Annotated in this window: 17 protein-coding genes; 15 read left to right on the forward strand and 2 right to left on the reverse strand. The window is 34.9% G+C overall.

The features are described from left to right. The first annotated feature begins 54 nt into the window (after positions 1 to 54). Together FHP04_RS08665 and FHP04_RS08670 are read left to right on the forward strand one after the other, a co-directional pair. Positions 55 to 1,269, forward strand: coding sequence for a bifunctional alpha/beta hydrolase/OsmC family protein (locus FHP04_RS08665; RefSeq protein WP_139855701.1), 1,215 nt, complete (start codon positions 55 to 57; stop codon positions 1,267 to 1,269). A gap of 130 nt (positions 1,270 to 1,399) precedes the next feature. Further along, the gene (locus FHP04_RS08670) at positions 1,400 to 1,984 is read left to right on the forward strand and encodes a superoxide dismutase family protein (protein WP_139855702.1); all 585 of its coding nucleotides are present in this window, start codon (positions 1,400 to 1,402) and stop codon (positions 1,982 to 1,984) included. A 95-nt stretch (positions 1,985 to 2,079) separates the two neighbouring features. Here FHP04_RS08670 and lpdA read toward each other — a convergent pair whose 3' ends face one another. Further along, positions 2,080 to 3,483 (reverse strand): dihydrolipoyl dehydrogenase, encoded by a 1,404-nt coding sequence (gene lpdA, locus FHP04_RS08675; protein WP_139855703.1) that lies wholly within the window; start codon positions 3,481 to 3,483, stop codon positions 2,080 to 2,082. A 168-nt stretch (positions 3,484 to 3,651) separates the two neighbouring features. Between lpdA and FHP04_RS08680 the strand changes: the two genes are divergently transcribed. The 13 genes from FHP04_RS08680 (at position 3,652) to purB (ending at position 18,062) form a co-directional block, all read left to right on the forward strand. Next, complete coding sequence (locus FHP04_RS08680; protein ID WP_139855704.1) at positions 3,652 to 4,854, forward strand: aminotransferase class I/II-fold pyridoxal phosphate-dependent enzyme; 1,203 nt, start codon at positions 3,652 to 3,654, stop codon at positions 4,852 to 4,854. Between the two features lie 110 nt (positions 4,855 to 4,964). Continuing rightward, a complete protein-coding gene (gene nhaC, locus FHP04_RS08685; protein WP_139855705.1) occupies positions 4,965 to 6,458 on the forward strand; it encodes a Na+/H+ antiporter NhaC in 1,494 nt (497 codons plus the stop codon). A 151-nt stretch (positions 6,459 to 6,609) separates the two neighbouring features. Beyond that, positions 6,610 to 7,245: a peroxiredoxin gene (locus FHP04_RS08690; RefSeq protein ID WP_139855706.1), complete on the forward strand. Its 636-nt coding sequence runs from the start codon at positions 6,610 to 6,612 to the stop codon at positions 7,243 to 7,245. A 3-nt stretch (positions 7,246 to 7,248) separates the two neighbouring features. Next, positions 7,249 to 7,563: a thioredoxin family protein gene (locus FHP04_RS08695; RefSeq protein ID WP_139855707.1), complete on the forward strand. Its 315-nt coding sequence runs from the start codon at positions 7,249 to 7,251 to the stop codon at positions 7,561 to 7,563. Continuing rightward, on the forward strand, positions 7,544 to 7,792 hold the full coding sequence (locus tag FHP04_RS08700) for a DUF6952 family protein (RefSeq protein WP_139855708.1): 249 nt from the start codon (positions 7,544 to 7,546) through the stop codon (positions 7,790 to 7,792). The genes FHP04_RS08695 and FHP04_RS08700 overlap by 20 nt, the downstream gene beginning before the upstream one ends. Positions 7,793 to 7,972: 180 nt before the next feature. After that, the gene (tpx, locus tag FHP04_RS08705; protein WP_139855709.1) at positions 7,973 to 8,473 is read left to right on the forward strand and encodes a thiol peroxidase; all 501 of its coding nucleotides are present in this window, start codon (positions 7,973 to 7,975) and stop codon (positions 8,471 to 8,473) included. Further along, on the forward strand, positions 8,473 to 8,832 hold the full coding sequence (locus tag FHP04_RS08710) for a diacylglycerol kinase family protein (protein ID WP_139855710.1): 360 nt from the start codon (positions 8,473 to 8,475) through the stop codon (positions 8,830 to 8,832). The genes tpx and FHP04_RS08710 overlap by 1 nt, the downstream gene beginning before the upstream one ends. A 160-nt stretch (positions 8,833 to 8,992) precedes the next feature. After that, positions 8,993 to 11,374 (forward strand): FtsK/SpoIIIE family DNA translocase, encoded by a 2,382-nt coding sequence (locus FHP04_RS08715; RefSeq protein ID WP_139855711.1) that lies wholly within the window; start codon positions 8,993 to 8,995, stop codon positions 11,372 to 11,374. A gap of 1 nt (position 11,375) precedes the next feature. After that, entirely contained in the window at positions 11,376 to 12,014 is a 639-nt protein-coding gene (locus FHP04_RS08720) for a LolA family protein (protein WP_139855712.1), read from the forward strand. Between the two features lie 10 nt (positions 12,015 to 12,024). Then, complete coding sequence (locus tag FHP04_RS08725; protein ID WP_139855713.1) at positions 12,025 to 13,464, forward strand: LptF/LptG family permease; 1,440 nt, start codon at positions 12,025 to 12,027, stop codon at positions 13,462 to 13,464. Positions 13,465 to 13,578: 114 nt separating this feature from the next. After that, positions 13,579 to 14,727 carry a 3,4-dihydroxy-2-butanone-4-phosphate synthase gene (gene ribB, locus FHP04_RS08730; protein ID WP_139855714.1) on the forward strand — a complete coding sequence of 383 codons (1,149 nt, stop codon included), beginning with the start codon at positions 13,579 to 13,581 and terminating at the stop codon, positions 14,725 to 14,727. A gap of 150 nt (positions 14,728 to 14,877) precedes the next feature. Beyond that, the gene (locus FHP04_RS08735) at positions 14,878 to 16,521 is read left to right on the forward strand and encodes an acyl-CoA carboxylase subunit beta (protein WP_139855715.1); all 1,644 of its coding nucleotides are present in this window, start codon (positions 14,878 to 14,880) and stop codon (positions 16,519 to 16,521) included. A 197-nt stretch (positions 16,522 to 16,718) separates the two neighbouring features. Beyond that, positions 16,719 to 18,062 carry an adenylosuccinate lyase gene (gene purB / locus FHP04_RS08740; protein WP_139855716.1) on the forward strand — a complete coding sequence of 448 codons (1,344 nt, stop codon included), beginning with the start codon at positions 16,719 to 16,721 and terminating at the stop codon, positions 18,060 to 18,062. A 76-nt stretch (positions 18,063 to 18,138) separates the two neighbouring features. Here the strand turns inward: purB and FHP04_RS08745 are convergent, their stop codons facing one another. Next, entirely contained in the window at positions 18,139 to 18,678 is a 540-nt protein-coding gene (locus tag FHP04_RS08745; protein ID WP_139855717.1) for a DUF4252 domain-containing protein, read from the reverse strand. Between the last annotated feature and the right edge of the window lies 1 nt (position 18,679).

An 18,679-nucleotide genomic window follows, 5' to 3' on the forward strand; every position in this document is an offset into this window, starting at 1 on the left:
AATTTTAAGGCTACATATTTTTTATAATTTGTAATTTAATCAAAAACGATTTTTATGAATATCCATAAGGTATCCTTTACTAATAAAGATAAAGAGCAATTAGCTGGTCGTTTGGAACTACCATTAGATCAGAAGCCACATAACTTTGTAATATTTGCGCATTGTTTTACTTGCACCAAAAACTTAACTGCTGTAAAAAATGTTGGTCGGGCATTAACGAATGCAGGGTTTGGAGTTTTGCGATTTGATTTCACTGGTTTGGGTGAAAGCGAAGGAGATTTTGAGAATACCAACTTCTCAGGAAATGTTGATGACCTTATAGAGGCAGCGAACTTTTTAGAAGAAAATTATCAAGCACCTACACTTATTATTGGGCATTCGCTTGGAGGGGCTGCGGCTATTTTTGCGGCTTCTAAACTTGAATCTATAAAAGCTGTTGCAGTAATCAATTCTCCTAGTGATCCATCGCACGTTATGCATTTATTAAAGGATAGCGAACAAGAAATAACTAAAAATGGAAAAGCTAGAGTTAATTTAGGCGGTGTAGATTTCACCATAAAAAAACAATTTCTAGACGATCTAGAAAACAATACTTTAAAAGATGTTGTAAGTGATCTTAGAAAAGCACTGTTAATTTTACACTCTCCTCAAGATAACACGGTTGGTATTAAAAATGCTGAAAAAATATACATTGCCGCTCATCATCCTAAAAGTTTTGTATCATTAGACGGCGTAGATCATTTACTCTCGAAAAAAGAAGATTCTAAGTATGTAGGTGAGGTTATTGCTGGATGGGCTTCGCGATATGTAGAAATACCTCCTGCCAAAGAAATAAAAAGTAAAAGTAAGGTTGCTGCTAGTTTAGGGCAAGACGAGAAGTTTACAACTAATTTAAAAGTTGGCGATCATTATTTAATTGCAGATGAGCCTAAATCTTTCGGCGGAAACAACTTCGGTCCTTCGCCTTACGAATTTTTATCGGCAGGACTTGCTGCTTGTACAGTTATGACAATACAAATGTATGCGAGAAGAAAAAATTGGAATGTAGGGAATGTTTCCGTGCCTATAGATTATTCAAAAGAACACGCTATAGATTGTCAAGAATGCGAAAAAGATTCTTCAAAAATTGACACTTTTAAACGTGAAATTAAATTGGTTGGGAATCTAACCGATGAGCAAAAAGCGAAATTGATGCAAATTGCAGATAAATGCCCTGTTCATAAAACGCTTCATAGCAAAACACAAATTATCACTAAGCTTGTAGAATAGTATTTAAATATTGATAGAATTTCATTATTCATAAAAACTGCTAAGATTTTTTTAAATTCTTGTTTGTGGGATGGTGAAATCTTATCTTTAGTGATTAATTATTAATCAACACAAACTAAAAACTTTTTAAATGAAAAAATTAGGACTATTACTTACAGCAACAGCAATGTTAGCTTTTGTAGGTTGTAAAAACGAAAAAAAAGACACTGATTCTTTAGAAGAATTAACCGAATCGGTTGAAGTGGAAGAAGTAAAGGAAGCTCCGAAAACGCTATCAGTAATGATGGAGTCTAAAAGTGGAAGTAATGCTATTGGTCAGGTTGTCTTTACTGAAGAAAATGGAGTAGTAAAAATGGATGCAAAATTTGAAGGCTTAACTGAAGGTACTCACGCGATTCATATTCACGAAAAAGCAGACTGTAGTGCAGATGATGGAACTTCAACAGGAGGTCATTGGAACCCAACTCATCAAAGACACGGTAAGTGGGGAGATGCCGAAGGATACCATAAAGGTGACATAGGAAATATGGTTGCTGATGCTAATGGGATGGCAAAAATTTCTATGGAAACTGACGAATGGTGTATTGGATGTGATGATGAAAACAAAAACATTGTTGGGAAAGCTATTATAGTTCACGACGGTGAAGACGATTTTGTTTCACAACCAACAGGTGATGCTGGTGGACGTGTTTCTTGTGGAGGAATTATTGAATAATCCACAATTAATCTAATAAAGTAAAAAAGCATCTTGAAATATTTCAAGATGCTTTTTTTATATGGTTACTCACCATTTATCGATATTCACTTTTTCTATACGTGAATAGCTCTGTCATCAGTCGCGGCAAGTGCAGCTTCTTTTACTGCTTCGGCATACGTTGGGTGTGCGTGACTCATTCTAGCAATATCTTCTGCACTAGCGCGGAATTCCATAGCTACTACAGCTTCAGCAATTAAATCGGCAACTCTGGCTCCTACCATATGTACACCTAACACTTCATCTGTATTTTTATCTGAAAGAATTTTTACAAAACCATCAATATCACCACTTGCACGGCTTCTTCCTAACGCACGCATCGGGAATTGTCCTGCTTTGTATTCTACTTTAGCTTCTTTTAGCTGCTCTTCTGTTTTACCTACAGAAGCAACTTCCGGCCAAGTATAAACTACACCTGGAATTAAGTTGTAATTGATATGTGGTTTTTGACCCGCTATAATTTCAGCCACTAAAGTTCCTTCTTCTGAAGCTTTATGAGCTAACATTGCACCTCTAACAACATCACCAATAGCGTAAATGTTGCTAATGTTTGTTTGAAGTTGGTCGTTTACATCAATCATTCCACGCTCAGTAACTTTTACCCCAGCGTTTTCAGCTTTCAGTCCATCTGTATAAGGTTTTCTACCTACACAAACTAAGCAGTAATCACCTTTAAAAGTAACTTCTTTATCTTTCTTATCGGTTGCGGTAATTACAACTTCTTTTCCTTTTTTAGAAACATCAGAAACTTTGTGAGATAAATAAAATTTAACCCCTTGTTTCTTCATTGCTTTAGTTAACTCTTTACTTTGAGCAGCGTCCATAGTAGGAATAATTCTGTCCATATATTCAATAACAGAAACTTCTGCACCTAAACGACGGTAAACTTGGCCTAATTCTAGACCAATTACTCCACCACCAATAACAACTAGGTGCTTTGGCACTTCTTTTAAGCTTAATGCTTCAGTTGAAGTAATTACTCTTTCTTTATCTAACTTAATAAAAGGTAGCGTTGAAGGTTTACTTCCAGTGGCAATAATTGTATTTTTTGCTTCGATGGTTTCGGTTTTCTTACCGTTGGTTATATCGATATGAGTAGCATCTTTAAAAGACCCCATTCCCGTATAAACATCGATTTTATTTTTATCCATCAAATAAACAATCCCTTTGGTAGTTTGATCTACAACAGAGGCTTTGCGCTCGATCATTTTTTTGAAATTAAGCTTAATATCGCCAGGAATTTCAATTCCGTGATCTTCGAAGTGCTTCATAGCATCTTCGTAGTGATGTGAAGAGTCTAATAAGGCTTTACTAGGAATACAGCCAACGTTAAGGCAAGTACCTCCTAATACATCGTACTTTTCTATAATTGCGGTTTTCATACCCAATTGTGCGCAACGAATTGCTGCTACATAGCCACCAGGACCAGAACCTATTACTGCTACATCATATTTTGACATCTTGTATGTGTTTTTTATTTGAAGATGCAAAGGTACAATACTGCTTAATAGTTTAAAAGTTTAGCGGTTTAAAAGTTAAAGTTTTATCATTAAAAACTAATTGCTTTTATAATTTGACCACTCCTATAAATTTTCGCAAATTTGTGAAACAACAATAAAAAGACAATCATGGCATTTAAACCAGCAGATAAAATTCAAGATTTACAATACTTTGGCGAATTTGGAGGCGTTAATCCTTCTATATCAGATTCTTCTACTTATACATTTCTTTCAGCAAAAACTATGTTCGATACCTTTGAAGGAAATGCAGACGGATGTTATCTTTATTCGCGACACACAAGTCCATCAAACTTATACCTAGGGCAAGCACTTGCTGCAATGGAAGGCACAGAAACAGCAAATGTTGCTGCAAGCGGAATGGGCGCTATCACTCCTGCACTACTACAACTGTGTAAAGCTGGAGACCATATAGTTTCTAGTCGTACAATTTACGGTGGGACTTATGCATTTCTTAAAAACTTTGCACCGAGACTAAATATTGAAACTTCTTTTGTAGATATTACTGAACTAGATCAGGTTGAAGACGCAATTACTGAAAACACTAAAGTTCTTTACTGCGAAACAGTGAGCAATCCACTTTTGGAAGTTGCCGATATTGAAGGACTTTCAAAAATTGCAAAAAAACACAACCTTCAATTATTAGTAGATAACACTTTTTCACCGTTAAGCCTATCTCCAGCAAAACTAGGGGCCGATGTTGTACTTCACAGTTTAACAAAATTCATAAATGGAAGTAGTGATACCATGGGTGGCGTTACTTGTGGTACCCAAGAATTTATTGATAGTTTACGAAATGTAAACGACGGTGCAAATATGCTTCTAGGTCCTGCAATGGATAGTTTGCGTGCCGCTTCAATTTTAAAAAACCTTAGAACACTTCATATAAGAATCAAGCAACATAGCGAAAACGCTTTGTATTTGGCTGAAAAATTTGAGGCTGACGGCTTAAAAACCGTATATCCAGGATTAAAATCGCATTCAGGACACGAGATTTATAAAAAAATGATGAACAAAGAATACGGCTTTGGTGGAATGCTAACTGTTGATGCTGGCAGCATTGATAAAGCTAATGAATTGATGGAGTTAATGCAAGAACGCAATCTTGGTTATTTAGCTGTAAGTTTAGGATTTTATAAAACATTGTTTAGCGCTCCAGGATCTTCTACTTCTTCTGAAATTCCAGAAGACGAACAAAAAGAAATGGGATTAAGCGATGGATTAATTCGTTTTAGCATAGGTTTAGATAACGACATTGAACGCACCTACACTATGATGCGTGAGTGTATGGTTAAAGTTGGAATATTAAAATAAATTCTTATTTGTTTATAATTTTGGAAGGGAACAGATAATCTGTTCCCTTTTTTAATTTGCGTAAGTTTTTTCAAAATCGTAACATTACATTCCTAAAAATAAATTACACTATGCAAAGCCAAGACATTAAGCCTACCGACCCAAAAAACGATGACGTTGTTGATAATTTTGAATTAAATATATGGGAGGCTTTAATACCTGTATTTGCATTAATAATAATGCTTTTTTACAATGTATTTGTAGCTTATGGTGATGATGCATTAAGTGGAAGTAACCAGTTTATACTCTTAATGGGAGGTGCTGTAGCTGCTATTGTTGGCTTCTTCAACAAAGTTAAGTTCGACCAAATGATAGAAGAAGTGGCCTCCAACATTAAATCGACTGCTGGGGCTATTTTAATTTTATTAATGGTTGGAGCATTGGCAGGAACTTGGCTAATTAGCGGGATTATACCAACAATGATTTATTATGGACTACAGATATTAAACCCGACAATATTTCTAGCTTCTTGTGTTATAATATGTGCTATTATTTCGGTGGCAACTGGAAGTAGTTGGACAACGTCTGCAACGGTAGGTATTGCCTTGATAGGTATTGCAGATGCTATGAACATTCCACTTGGAATGACGGCTGGAGCAATTCTTTCTGGAGCTTATTTTGGCGATAAAATTTCACCTTTAAGTGATACCACCAACCTGGCTCCTGCTATGGCAGGAACAGATTTGTTTACTCATATTAGATATATGCTCTATACTACCGTTCCTACATTAACTGTAACTTTAATTGTATTTATAATATTAGGCTTTAATATTGATACTTCAGGAACAGCAGACACACAAGCTATTTTGGCTTCTGTAGAAAAATCTATAAATGTAAGTCCGTGGTTGTTTGTAGTTCCAATCGCAGTGATTATTATGATTGTTAAAAAAACATCTCCACTTATTGCCTTATTAATTGGTTCCTTGCTTGGAGGTGTAGCCGCATTAATTTTTCAGCCAGACATTGTAGCCTCTGTTGGAGGAGGAACTTCTTTAACTTTTGAATCTGGCTATAAAGGGATAATGAACGCAATAACCGTTGACAGTTCTATTGCGACGGACAATGAATCATTAAAGGATTTATTTTCAGCCGGAGGAATGTCTGGAATGTTAAATACTGTATGGTTAATTATATGTGCCATGACATTTGGAGGAATTATGGATGCAATTGGTGCGTTATCCGCAATTAGTAGAGCGTTGTTGAAGTTGTTTCACACTACCTTCGGACTTTTTGCAAGTACTGTTGCAAGCTGTTTAGCTATAAACCTAACAGCAAGTGATCAATATTTAGCTATTGTTGTTCCTGGAAAAATGTATGCACAGGCATTTAAAGATAAAGGTCTGGCACCAGAAAACCTATCAAGAACTCTCGAGGATAGTGGTACTGTAACTTCAGTATTAATCCCTTGGAATACCTGTGGTGCTTACCATAGTGGCGTTTTAGGTGTTGACACGCTTCATTATGCAGGTTATGCTATTTTCAATTGGCTGAGTCCATTTACTACTTTGCTTTTTGCAGCATTCAGAATAAAAATCAGACAGTTAGCTACAACCGAAACCGCATAATTCACTCATAGCTTTTTCTTATTGTTAAAATTTTAACCTATCGACAAAACCTATCGGATTATAAATTAATCCATTGAGTATTTCTATTAATTATTAAGGTAGTTCTTATCTTTGTACAAGAAAATTATTAACCTTAATAAACAATAAAATTATGTCATTAGTAGGAAAAAATTTCCCAAACATCGCAGTAGACGCAATGAACGAAATGGGAGATACTTTTAAGTTAAATGTACTAGAAGAAGCAAAAAAGAACAACAAAAAAGTATTACTTTTCTGGTATCCAAAAGACTTTACGTTTGTTTGCCCAACTGAAATTCATTCTTTCCAAGAAGTACTTTCACAATTTGAAGATAGAAACACAATGGTAATTGGTGCATCTTGTGATACTCCAGAAGTTCATTTTGCTTGGTTAAACACCCCAAAAGATGAAGGTGGAATTGAAGGTGTTACTTACCCATTACTTGCAGATACTAACCGTAACTTATCTAACGCTTTAGGTATCCTTGATATCAAAAATGAAAAGTACGATGAAGAAACTGGTCTTTACACAGTAGAAGGTGATAATGTAACTTACCGTGCAACTTACCTAATTGATGAGGAAGGAAAGGTTTTCCACGAAAGTGTAAACGATATGCCACTTGGTAGAAACGTAAACGAATACCTAAGATTAGTTGATGCTTATACTCACGTTCAGAAAAACGGTGAAGTATGTCCAGCAAACTGGGAAGAAGGTAAAGAAGCAATGGTTGCTAACCGCGAAGGAGTTGCTACATATTTAAGAAATTAAGATATGGTAGTAGAGCTAAAAGATGATAGCCTGCAGCAATTTGTATCTGAAGAAAAGAACGTAATAGTTCAATATTCTGCAGGATGGTGTGGCAATTGTAGATTGATGAAGCCAAAATTTAAAAAATTGGCGACAGAAACTGAAGGTTACAAATTCGTTATGGTAGATGCTGAGAAGTTTCCTGAAAGCAGAAAGATGGCTAATGTGAATAATTTACCAACTTTCGCAACTTTCAAAAATGGCGAATTAGTAAACCAAGTTCAAACGAATAAAGTTGAACCTTTAAAGAGTCTTATAGATGAAGTTACCGGTAATTAGACATATTCAGCGAAACAATTCATCAGAACAGATAGAAAGCTGTATTGAAGTTTTAGAATCGTTTAGCGAATACAATAGGATTACAGATGAAGAATTGGACGTTATTGGAGAGCTTATCACTAACCTTTGTGGTGCAGTAGAAGTTCATAAAATGATTGAAGATGGAATGCCTGAGCGCGATGCTGCTAATGCATTTGCACAAAAAGTAATAGGCTCTATAGACCGATAATTTTACATTTTATAATTACAATAAAGGCCGTCTAAATTTAGACGGCCTTTTCTTTTGTATATAGTATACTAAACACATCTATTTTAACAATCGAGCAAAAAACTCTTTTCTTTAAGAACTTGTTGATAGATTAACAAAAAACGAATTCTTATCTTTATCCCTCATTTAAAAAGAAATAATATGGCACATATAAAATTAGGTGGAAAAGACATCGAAACAATTGGAAGTCTACCACAAGTTGGAGATTCGGCTCCAGATTTTGAATTAACTTCAGAAGATTTAAGCGCTAAGAAGTTATCAGACTACAAAGGATCCCGAGTTGTAATGAACATCTTCCCGAGTATTGACACTAACGTTTGTGCTACCTCAGTAAGAAAGTTCAACGAAAAAGCTACAGGCTTAGACAACACAAAAGTGTTGTGCATTTCAAAAGACCTTCCTTTCGCTCATAAGCGTTTTGTAAGTGAAGAAGAATTGAGAAACGTAAATAACCTATCAGACTTTCGCACTGGAGAGTTTGGAAAAAATTATGGAGTGGAGATGACTACTGGTGCTTTAAAAGGTCTTCATTCAAGAGCAGTTGTTGTTTTAGATGAAGAAGGAAAAGTAATCCATAGTCAACTAGTTCCAGAGATTGGAGAAGAACCAGATTATCTTTCTGCACTAAAAACACTTTTATAATGTGGGAAACCTTTTTAGGTAAACGCCTTAAAGGAGCTGGCTATGCTATAAAAGGTGCTTACTTATTGCTTCGCACTGAACCAAGCATTCAAGTTCAAGCTACAATAGGTGTATTAATGACTATTGCAGGTTTCTATTTTGAAATTTCCACTACGGAGTGGATGTTTCAGGTTTTTGCGATAGGGTTAGTTTTAGGTTTAGAGGGGCTAAATTCGGCAATTGAAGGAATAGCAGATTTTATTCATCCTAATTTTCACACTAAAATTGGCTTTATAAAAGACATTGCTGCAGGTGCAGTATTCTTTGCTGCAATTACAGCAGTAATTATAGGATGCATTATTTATATTCCGAAATTTTAAAAATTCAGATTAGTTTCCTTTATTTTAGAAGTTTATACTCGCAAAAAGTATAAACTTCTAATATTTAATATTTAAAAACGATTTAAAAATTTGAAGTTTACATTTTGAAAAATACAAGTTCTATATTTGTATTTTTGCAAAAAAGACAACTGTTCCATTAATGGCCAAGAAAAAGAAAAAAACCGCCAAGACACCGCGTAAAAAAATAAGTTTTAAGTTATCTAAACAACAAAAAATAATTTTAGGTAGCTTTTTATTTTTGTTAGGGGCTGCTCTTTTGATTTCATTTACCTCGTATTTTTTTACTTGGAAAATCGATCAAAGCGAAATTGGTATTTTTAACGAACGTGAACTTCAAACAGAAAACTTATTAAATAAGTTTGGAGCTAACATAGCTCACTTTTTTATATATGACGGTTTTGGAATAGCTGCCTATTTTCTAGCCATTCTCATTGGTCTTACAGGAGTGTATTACTTCTTTGATTTTGCCAAAAAACAATTGTTAAGATTCTGGTTCTGGGGATTATTATTAATGCTATGGTTCTCCATTTTCTTCGGATTCTTCAATGAAAAAACAACACTTTTAAGCGGAATCATTGGTTACGAGGCCAATGATTATATGCAAGATTACTTAGGGTTAATCGGAACTATATTGGTGATGACATTTATCCTTATCATCTATCTAGTTGTCCGCCTTAAACTTACTCCTGAGACAGTAATTGGTGCGATTAAAAAATCTAAAAATGAGATAATTTCAGAATTCAAATCAACCGAATCTACGCCAAAAGCTAAGATTTCTGAAGAAGGTATAAACACAAACACTTCTAATTCAGAAGAAGTGTCAAAACCAACAGAAGAAAAATCTTTTGAGGTTGTGGAAAAGCCAACTCCTACTCCACCCTCACCTCCTTCAGAAAAACTTATTTTAAAATCTGAAACAGAAGGAGATGTTGAAATGGAGGTCGAACAAGCAGCTGAAGAAGAAGAGGTTGACACTTTAAGTGAAAAGCTTGTAAAAGACTATGGGGAATTCGACCCAAGATTGGAATTGAGTAAATACAGATTTCCAACGCTAGAGTTATTACGCGACCATACTATAGGCGGAGCAATTACCATTGACCAAGAAGAACTTGAAGAAAACAAGAATAGAATTGTAGAAACGCTTAACAATTATAAAATAGGTATTGCAAATATTAAAGCTACTGTTGGACCAACTGTAACGCTTTATGAAATTGTACCTGATGCTGGAGTTCGAATTTCTAAAATTAAAAACTTAGAGGACGATATTGCACTTTCACTTTCTGCCTTAGGAATTAGAATTATTGCTCCTATTCCAGGACGCGGTACCATAGGTATTGAAGTTCCTAATAAAAACCCTAAAATAGTTTCAATGCGTTCTGTAATTGGATCGGCAAAATTTCAAAATGCTGAAATGGAACTGCCAATTGCTTTCGGAAAGACTATTAGCAACGAAACTTTTGTAGTTGATCTTGCAAAAATGCCTCACTTACTTATGGCAGGGGCTACAGGTCAAGGTAAATCGGTTGGACTTAACGCAATTCTTACCTCCCTCTTATACAAGAAGCATCCAGCTGAAGTAAAATTTGTATTAGTAGATCCAAAAAAGGTTGAGCTTACGCTTTTCAACAAAATTGAACGTCACTTTTTAGCTAAGCTCCCAGATTCAGAAGAAGCAATTATCACCGATACAACTAAGGTTATCAATACTTTAAACTCCCTTTGTATTGAAATGGATGCTCGTTACGATTTGCTAAAAGATGCAATGGTGCGTAACATTAAAGAGTACAATACTAAATTCAAAAACAGAAAACTAAACCCTAATGACGGGCATAGATTTTTACCGTATATCGTATTAGTAATCGATGAGTTTGCAGATTTAATTATGACTGCAGGAAAAGAAGTTGAAACTCCTATCGCTCGACTTGCTCAGTTAGCTCGTGCTATTGGAATTCACTTAATTGTAGCTACACAACGACCATCTGTAAATGTTATTACTGGTATTATTAAAGCAAACTTCCCTGCTAGAATTGCTTTTAGAGTAACAAGTAAAATAGACTCCCGTACCATTCTAGATAATTCTGGAGCCGATCAGCTTATTGGTCGTGGGGATATGTTGTACACTCAAGGTAATGAGCTAACTCGTTTACAGTGTGCATTTGTTGATACACCAGAAGTAGATGATATTACAGATTTTATCGGTTCGCAAAAAGCATTTCCAGATGCTCACCTACTTCCTGAATACGTTGGAGAGGAAGGTGGCACAACTCTTGATAATGACATAGAGGAACGCGATAAACTGTTCCGTGAAGCAGCCGAAGTTCTTGTAATTGCCCAGCAAGGTTCCGCCTCATTACTACAGCGAAAGCTAAAGTTGGGGTATAACAGAGCTGGTAGAATTATAGATCAATTAGAAGCGGCTGGAATTGTTGGCCCTTTTGAAGGCAGCAAAGCAAGATCAGTTTTAGTTCCAACTATTGACGCATTAAATCAATTATTAGAAAACGAAACAAAAAATATCTAAAATGAAAAAATTAAGCATTATTTTAATAGCTCTTTTTATCACTACATTCACACAAGCACAAGATGCTAAATCTTTACTTAAAGAGGTTTCTGATAAAGTGAAAAGCTATGATAACATAGCAATAGATTTCAAATACAACTTAAACAATTCAAAAGAAAACGTAAATCAAGACACTCGTGGCGACGTAACACTACAGGGAGACAAATACGTTTTGAATATGTTAGGGACAACCCGAATTTTCGACGGTAAAAAAATATATACTATCGTTCCTGAAGATGAAGAAGTAACTATTTCTTCTTACAACCCAAAAGATGACAAGGAAATTACTCCTTCAAAAATGTTGACTTTTTACGAAAACGGTTACAACTACAAAATGGACATTGTTCAAAATGTAAAAGGAAGAAAAATTCAATATGTAAAGTTGATGCCAATCGACTCTAACGCAGAAATTAAAAACATTCTATTAGGGATTGATGTGCAGACAAAACACATCTACAAATTGATACAAACAGATAACCAAGGAACAAAATACACGCTTACAGTAAATTCTTTTAAGACAAACCTACCTGTTTCAAAAACCTTATTTACTTTTGACGAGGCTAAGTACAAAAAAGACGGCTACTACATCAACAACCTATAAGCCCTTATAAGTGAAGATACTTGACAGGTACATACTAGTAACATTTTTGAAGACGTTTATAAGCGTCTTCATTATTTTAATGTTCATTTTTGTACTACAAACCATTTGGCTCTACATTTCCGAACTTGCAGGTAAAGACCTTGACTTTTGGATTGTAATGAAGTTTCTTTGGTTCGTATCTCCACGATTAATACCCTTAGTTCTTCCACTAACTGTTTTGGTAACCTCTTTAATGGTTTTTGGAAGTTTTGCTGAAAAGTATGAGTTTGCCGCCATGAAATCTACTGGGATTTCTCTGCAGCGAGCTATGGGAAGTGTGATAGGTTTTATAGGAATCCTTGCTATTACCGCATTTTTCTTCGCTAACAATGTTATTCCATATTCTGAATATAAATGGCAAAATCTAAGACGAAATATTTCTCAGTTTAAACCTTCTATGGTTATTGCTGAAGGACAATTTAGTCAGATTGGAGATTTGTTTAACATAAAGGTGGAAAAGAAAACTGGTGACCGTGGCCAATTTTTAGAAGACGTTGTAATTCATAAGAAGAATGAAGATAGACCTACGGGTAACTTTACTGTTATTATTGCGAATAAGGGTGAGTTAGCAAGTGAAGAAGGTAGTAACACACTTTCCTTAATTCTGAAAGAAGGAAACTATTACGAAGAAATTCAATCAAAAAAACCTGCTACCAAAAAGAGAGAACCTTTTGCTAAAAGCTACTTTGAAGAATACTCAATAAATATTGACCTTACCGAGTTGAATGAAAAAGATATTGATAAGGACAATAATATCGACAATCAGAATATGTATAACAGTAGCGAATTAAGAGTTGAAATAGATTCGCTTTCTAAGAGTTATTCAAAAGATATTGAATCGTACACCAAAAATATGTACTACCGGAGTGGAATTGAAAAATTCAATGATATCAAGGTTGACGACTCTTCTGTACCTCCTGCCATTAATAGCATATTAGAAATTTACAATCCTACTCATCAACATCAAATTATAAAATTAGCTTTAAACAATGCCAAAGGTACTGTTCAAGCGATAGATGCTAAGAAGGTTGAATTCAGAAACAAAACAAAGCGACTTAATAAAACGGAAATAGCCTTACACGAAAAATATGTTTTAGGATTCGCTTGTATCATTCTCTTTTTTGTAGGTGCCCCGCTTGGTGCTATTATCCGAAAAGGTGGAATGGGACTGCCGATGGTAGTGGCTATTCTACTGTTTTTAACCTATCATTTTATAGGTATTTTTGCTAAAAACAGTGCCGAAGATGGAACGATGCACCCATTTATTGCTACTTGGTTAAGTACCGCAATTATGTTCCCATTGAGCATTTGGCTAACCTATAGAGCCACTACCGATCAAGGGATATTCGACTTCGATTCATTCATCCAACGAATTGGACGTTTGTTCAATTTTATTAAGAAAAAGAAGTAGATTTTTTACAAATTCCATTAGGATTTACATCTTTTTTAAACCTAATAAAGAATACCTCATTCTCATGTTTATTTATGGGCGTTTCCATTATCTTTGCACTCACAATTTTAAGCTATGATTTCTACAAATAAAGAAAATTCAATTCAACTCAACACTATAGAAGAAGCCATTGAGGATATCCGCATGGGTAAAATAATTATTGTTGTTGATGATGAGAACAGAGAAAATGAAGGTGATTTTATTGCCGCTGCCGAAATGGTATCGCCAGAAATGATAAATTTTATGGCCACTCACGGTAGAGGGCTTATTTGCGCATCTTTAACTGAAGAAAGATGTAACGAACTTGAATTGAATATGATGGTTGAAAACAACACTGTTTTACATCATACTCAATTTACAGTATCTGTAGATTTAATTGGTCACGGTTGTACTACAGGAATTTCGGTTCACGACAGAGCAAAAACTATCAAAGCTTTAGTAGATGAAAATACTAAGAGTCACGATTTAGGCAGACCAGGGCATATTTTCCCTTTGCGCGCTAAAGAAGGTGGTGTATTAAGAAGAACTGGACATACTGAAGCTGCTATAGATTTAGCTAGACTTGCTGGCTTGAAACCTGCAGGAATTTTAGTTGAAATCTTAAATGAAGACGGCACAATGGCAAGACTTCCACAACTTATGGAAGTTGCTAAAAAGTTTGATTTAAAACTTATTTCTATTGAAGATTTAGTGAAGTACAGAATGGAGCACGATTCTTTAATTGAGAAAAAAGAAGATTTTAAAATCAATACTAGGTTTGGAGAATTTAGACTTAGAGCCTACAAACAAACAACAAACGATCAAATACATATTGCACTTACCAAAGGAAACTGGAAAGAAAACGAACCTGTTTTGGTTAGAGTAAATGCTACTTTAGTAAACAGTGATATTTTAGGAACCTTAACCAACAATGCAGAGCAAAAATTGGATGACATGTTCAATGTAATTAATAAGGAAGGGAAAGGTGCTATTGTGTTTATTAATCAGCAAAGCCAATCTTTAAACCTTTTAAGCCGTTTGAAAGATTTAAAAGAAAAGCAAAAACCAAATGAAATTGCTAAAGCTCCAAGAATTGAAATGGACAACAAAGATTTCGGAATTGGCGCACAGATTCTTCACGATTTAGGTATTCATAAAATTCGTTTGATTTCAAATAGCGAACAAACTAAACGTGTAGGAATGATTGGTTACGGTTTAGAAATCAAAGAATACGTTTCATACTAAACCCTTCATTTACATAAAACCAACAAATAGAGCTGTCCACCTATTTTAAAGTTCGATTTCATTAAATTAAATCACTTCAAAATAAAGTTTTCAGAGTATTCAAAACATTTTAAAGGCATTTTGTATTTTAGCCAAAACACCAATTAAAAAATGGATTTAGACTTCAATAAAAACGAAGACCACAATAAATTACTGGTTTCAGATTTAAAAAATAAACTTGCCAAAGTAAAGCTTGGTGGTGGTAAAAAGAGAATAGAAAAACAACACGCCCAAGGTAAGTTGACCGCCCGCGAACGTATTGACTACCTCTTAGACCCAAACAGCCCAAGTATTGAAATTGGTGCATTTGTCGGTGATGAAATGTATGAAGAATACGGCGGTGCTCCAAGTGCTGGTGTAGTTGTAAAAATTGGTTATGTAAAGAAAAAACAATGTATAGTTGTTGCCAATGATGCTACTGTAAAAGCTGGAGCTTGGTTTCCTATTACAGCTAAGAAAAACTTACGGGCACAAGAAATTGCAATAGAAAACAGACTTCCTATCATTTATTTAGTGGATAGCGCAGGAGTATTCTTACCAATGCAAGATGAAATTTTCCCAGACAAAGAGCATTTCGGCCGTATATTTAGAAACAACGCAGTAATGAGTAGTATGGGTATTACTCAAATTTCTGCTGTTATGGGAAGTTGCGTTGCTGGTGGTGCTTATCTTCCAATTATGAGCGATGAAGCTTTAATCGTAGATAAAACTGGAAGTATCTTCTTAGCAGGAAGTTATCTTGTAAAAGCTGCAATAGGCGAAAGCATCGACAATGAAACTCTTGGAGGTGCTACTACTCACTGTGAAGTTAGTGGAGTTACAGATTACAAGATGAAGGATGATAAAGAAGCTTTAGACACTATTAAAAATATTATGTCTAAAATTGGTTCTTTTGAAAAAGCTGGTTTTAATCGCGAAAAAGCTGTAAAACCAAAAGAAAACCCTCAAGATATATACGGTATTTTACCTAAGTCTAGAAGTGAGCAATACGATATGCGTGAAATCATTAAACGCCTTGTAGACGATAGTGATTTTCAAGAATACAAAGAAGGCTACGGACAAACTATCTTAACCGGATACGCAAGAATTGATGGCTGGGCAGTAGGTATAGTGGCTAATCAACGAACCTTGGTAAAAACTACAAAAGCTAAAACTAAACCTAGCGAAATGCAGTTTGGTGGAGTTATATATAGTGATAGTGCAGATAAAGCAACTCGTTTTATCGCTAACTGCAACCAAAAGAAAATTCCATTAGTTTTCTTACAAGACGTAACAGGATTTATGGTTGGTAGTAAAAGCGAGCATGGCGGAATTATTAAAGATGGCGCCAAAATGGTTAATGCTGTAAGTAACAGTGTTGTTCCTAAGTTTACCATAGTAATAGGAAATAGTTACGGTGCAGGAAACTACGCTATGTGTGGAAAAGCTTACGACCCTCGATTAATTGTTGCTTGGCCAAGTGCTGAATTAGCAGTAATGAGTGGTAATAGTGCAGCAAAAGTACTTTTACAAATTGAAACCGCTTCACTAAAAAAACAAGGAAAAGAAATTACTGAAGAAGTAGAAAAAGAGCTTTACGATAAAATTAAAGCGCGTTACGACAAGCAAATTTCTCCTTATTACGCAGCTGCAAGATTGTGGACAGATGCTGTAATCGATCCTTTAGATACAAGAAAATGGATTTCTATGGGAATTGAAGCAGCAGACCACTCACCTATTACAAAACCATTTAATCTTGGAGTACTTCAAGTATAAGAATCTGGTTTAACTATAGCACTAAACATTATATACATACTGGCTCCGATTCGCATAAAATTGAATCGGAGTCTTCTATTTAAATTAATAACAGCGAAGTGAGCTTTTAGTCTTTGATTTAAAGAATCTTAATCGATAAACTCACAACAAAAACATCCTTGCATTTTGTATATTTGCAACTTAAATTTTTTTAACCCATGAACATCAAGGCACTACAAGCTATTTCACCTATTGACGGTAGATATACAAATCAAACATCTAGTCTTATTCCTTATTTCTCTGAAGAGGCATTAATTCGTTATCGCGTTCTTATTGAAGTTGAATATTTTATCGCGTTAGTAGAATTAGATCTACCGCAACTAAAAGATTTTGATAAATCTCTTTTTAAGGAGCTTCGTGCACTTTATAAAGATTTTTCGGTTGAAGATGCCCTAAAAATCAAGGAGACAGAAAAAGTAACAAACCACGACGTTAAAGCTGTTGAATATTTTATAAAAGAAAAATTTGACAATCTCAATCTTCAAAAATATAAGGAGTTTATTCACTTTGGACTAACTTCTCAAGATATAAACAACACTGCTATCCCACTTTCTATTAAAGATGCGATTGTAGAGGCCTATACTCCACTCTTAAACGAAGTGATAGACAAACTTAAAGCACTTGCAAAAGAATGGGCTGATGTACCTATGCTTGCCCGTACTCACGGACAACCAGCTTCACCTACTCGCTTAGGGAAAGAACTAGATGTTTTTGTTGTTAGGATTGAAGAGCAGTTTGAAATACTAAAAAATATTAAAAACGCCGCTAAATTTGGTGGTGCTACAGGAAACTACAATGCTCATAAAGTAGCATATCCAAATACAGATTGGCTTTCCTTTGGAAACAAATTGGTTCAAGATACTCTAGGCCTACACCATTCTTTCCCAACCACTCAAATTGAGCACTACGACCATATGGCTGGTCTATTTGATTGTTTAAAACGAATTAATACGATAGTTATCGATTTGGATAGAGATATCTGGACTTATGTATCTATGGACTACTTCAAACAAAAAATTAAAAAAGGTGAAGTGGGTAGTAGCGCAATGCCACATAAAGTAAACCCAATCGATTTTGAAAATAGCGAAGGAAACTTAGGAATTGCAAACGCAATTTTTGAACACCTTTCAGCTAAGTTACCTGTTAGTAGACTTCAACGTGACCTAACCGATAGCACTGTGTTGCGCAATGTTGGTGTTCCTTTAGGACATACTTTTATCGCATTTAAATCTACACTTAAAGGTCTGAATAAATTATTACTAAACGAACCTAAGTTTAAACAAGATCTTGAAAACAATTGGGCTGTAGTTGCTGAAGCGATTCAAACAATCTTAAGACGTGAAGGGTACCCTAATCCTTACGAAGCATTGAAAGGATTGACACGTACCAACGAACAAATAAATAAAGATTCTATGGCCAACTTTATAGAAACTTTAGATGTTCCTGAAAGCGTTAAAGAAGAGATGAGACAAATTACTCCAAGTAACTATACTGGAATTTAGTATTATACCTAAAAATTAAAAAAAGGCTTCATCACTATTGCGATGAAGCCTTTTTGTTTTATTAATTTATTGAAAATTAGTCTTTAAATATTTCACCTAAACCACCAAACTTCGAAAAGTCTAAATCATTTTTATCAGCCCCTTTTACAAGTTCAAAAATCTCATCTGGACGCATATCATCCCCTAGAATTCTCAAAACTGCAAATCCACGATTGTCGTCGCTTGCAAAAACTATTAATTCATTAATAGCATCTTCTTCTCCCGTAAATTTTATAGTTGCATCCCACTGATCGTTATTAAACCTCGCAAGCTCCTTATATTGGTCTTGGCGAAGAATTTGTTTAACCTCAATACGCTCACTTTCATAATTTACAGAATCTCCACTAGATAATGGATAAGCTACAATATTTACTTTCTTAATTGTACTTAAAGTCTTTTTCTCATCATCGGTAAAAGTGTTCTCCTTTCCTTGTAATAAACTTGCTGCAAGATCCATTTTTACAAAATGCTCATCGTCTTGCTTTTCTACAAGGTATTTCTGAAGTGATTTTTCCGAGCACGAAACCAGAGTTAAAGCAACCAAAATTATAGATAATGAATATTTAAGATATTTCATA

The organism is Aequorivita sinensis (assembly GCF_006346335.1).
GTDB lineage: Bacteria > Bacteroidota > Bacteroidia > Flavobacteriales > Flavobacteriaceae > Aequorivita > Aequorivita sinensis.

Coding starts and splice junctions, on each gene's coding strand:
- FHP04_RS08665 (WP_139855701.1), top strand. CDS start 55: ATGAATATCCATAAGGTATCCTTTACTAATAAAGATAAAGAGCAATTA.
- FHP04_RS08670 (WP_139855702.1), top strand. CDS start 1,400: ATGAAAAAATTAGGACTATTACTTACAGCAACAGCAATGTTAGCTTTT.
- lpdA (WP_139855703.1), bottom strand. CDS start 3,483: ATGTCAAAATATGATGTAGCAGTAATAGGTTCTGGTCCTGGTGGCTAT.
- FHP04_RS08680 (WP_139855704.1), top strand. CDS start 3,652: ATGGCATTTAAACCAGCAGATAAAATTCAAGATTTACAATACTTTGGC.
- nhaC (WP_139855705.1), top strand. CDS start 4,965: ATGCAAAGCCAAGACATTAAGCCTACCGACCCAAAAAACGATGACGTT.
- FHP04_RS08690 (WP_139855706.1), top strand. CDS start 6,610: ATGTCATTAGTAGGAAAAAATTTCCCAAACATCGCAGTAGACGCAATG.
- FHP04_RS08695 (WP_139855707.1), top strand. CDS start 7,249: ATGGTAGTAGAGCTAAAAGATGATAGCCTGCAGCAATTTGTATCTGAA.
- FHP04_RS08700 (WP_139855708.1), top strand. CDS start 7,544: ATGAAGTTACCGGTAATTAGACATATTCAGCGAAACAATTCATCAGAA.
- tpx (WP_139855709.1), top strand. CDS start 7,973: ATGGCACATATAAAATTAGGTGGAAAAGACATCGAAACAATTGGAAGT.
- FHP04_RS08710 (WP_139855710.1), top strand. CDS start 8,473: ATGTGGGAAACCTTTTTAGGTAAACGCCTTAAAGGAGCTGGCTATGCT.
- FHP04_RS08715 (WP_139855711.1), top strand. CDS start 8,993: ATGGCCAAGAAAAAGAAAAAAACCGCCAAGACACCGCGTAAAAAAATA.
- FHP04_RS08720 (WP_139855712.1), top strand. CDS start 11,376: ATGAAAAAATTAAGCATTATTTTAATAGCTCTTTTTATCACTACATTC.
- ribB (WP_139855714.1), top strand. CDS start 13,579: ATGATTTCTACAAATAAAGAAAATTCAATTCAACTCAACACTATAGAA.
- FHP04_RS08735 (WP_139855715.1), top strand. CDS start 14,878: ATGGATTTAGACTTCAATAAAAACGAAGACCACAATAAATTACTGGTT.
- purB (WP_139855716.1), top strand. CDS start 16,719: ATGAACATCAAGGCACTACAAGCTATTTCACCTATTGACGGTAGATAT.
- FHP04_RS08745 (WP_139855717.1), bottom strand. CDS start 18,678: ATGAAATATCTTAAATATTCATTATCTATAATTTTGGTTGCTTTAACT.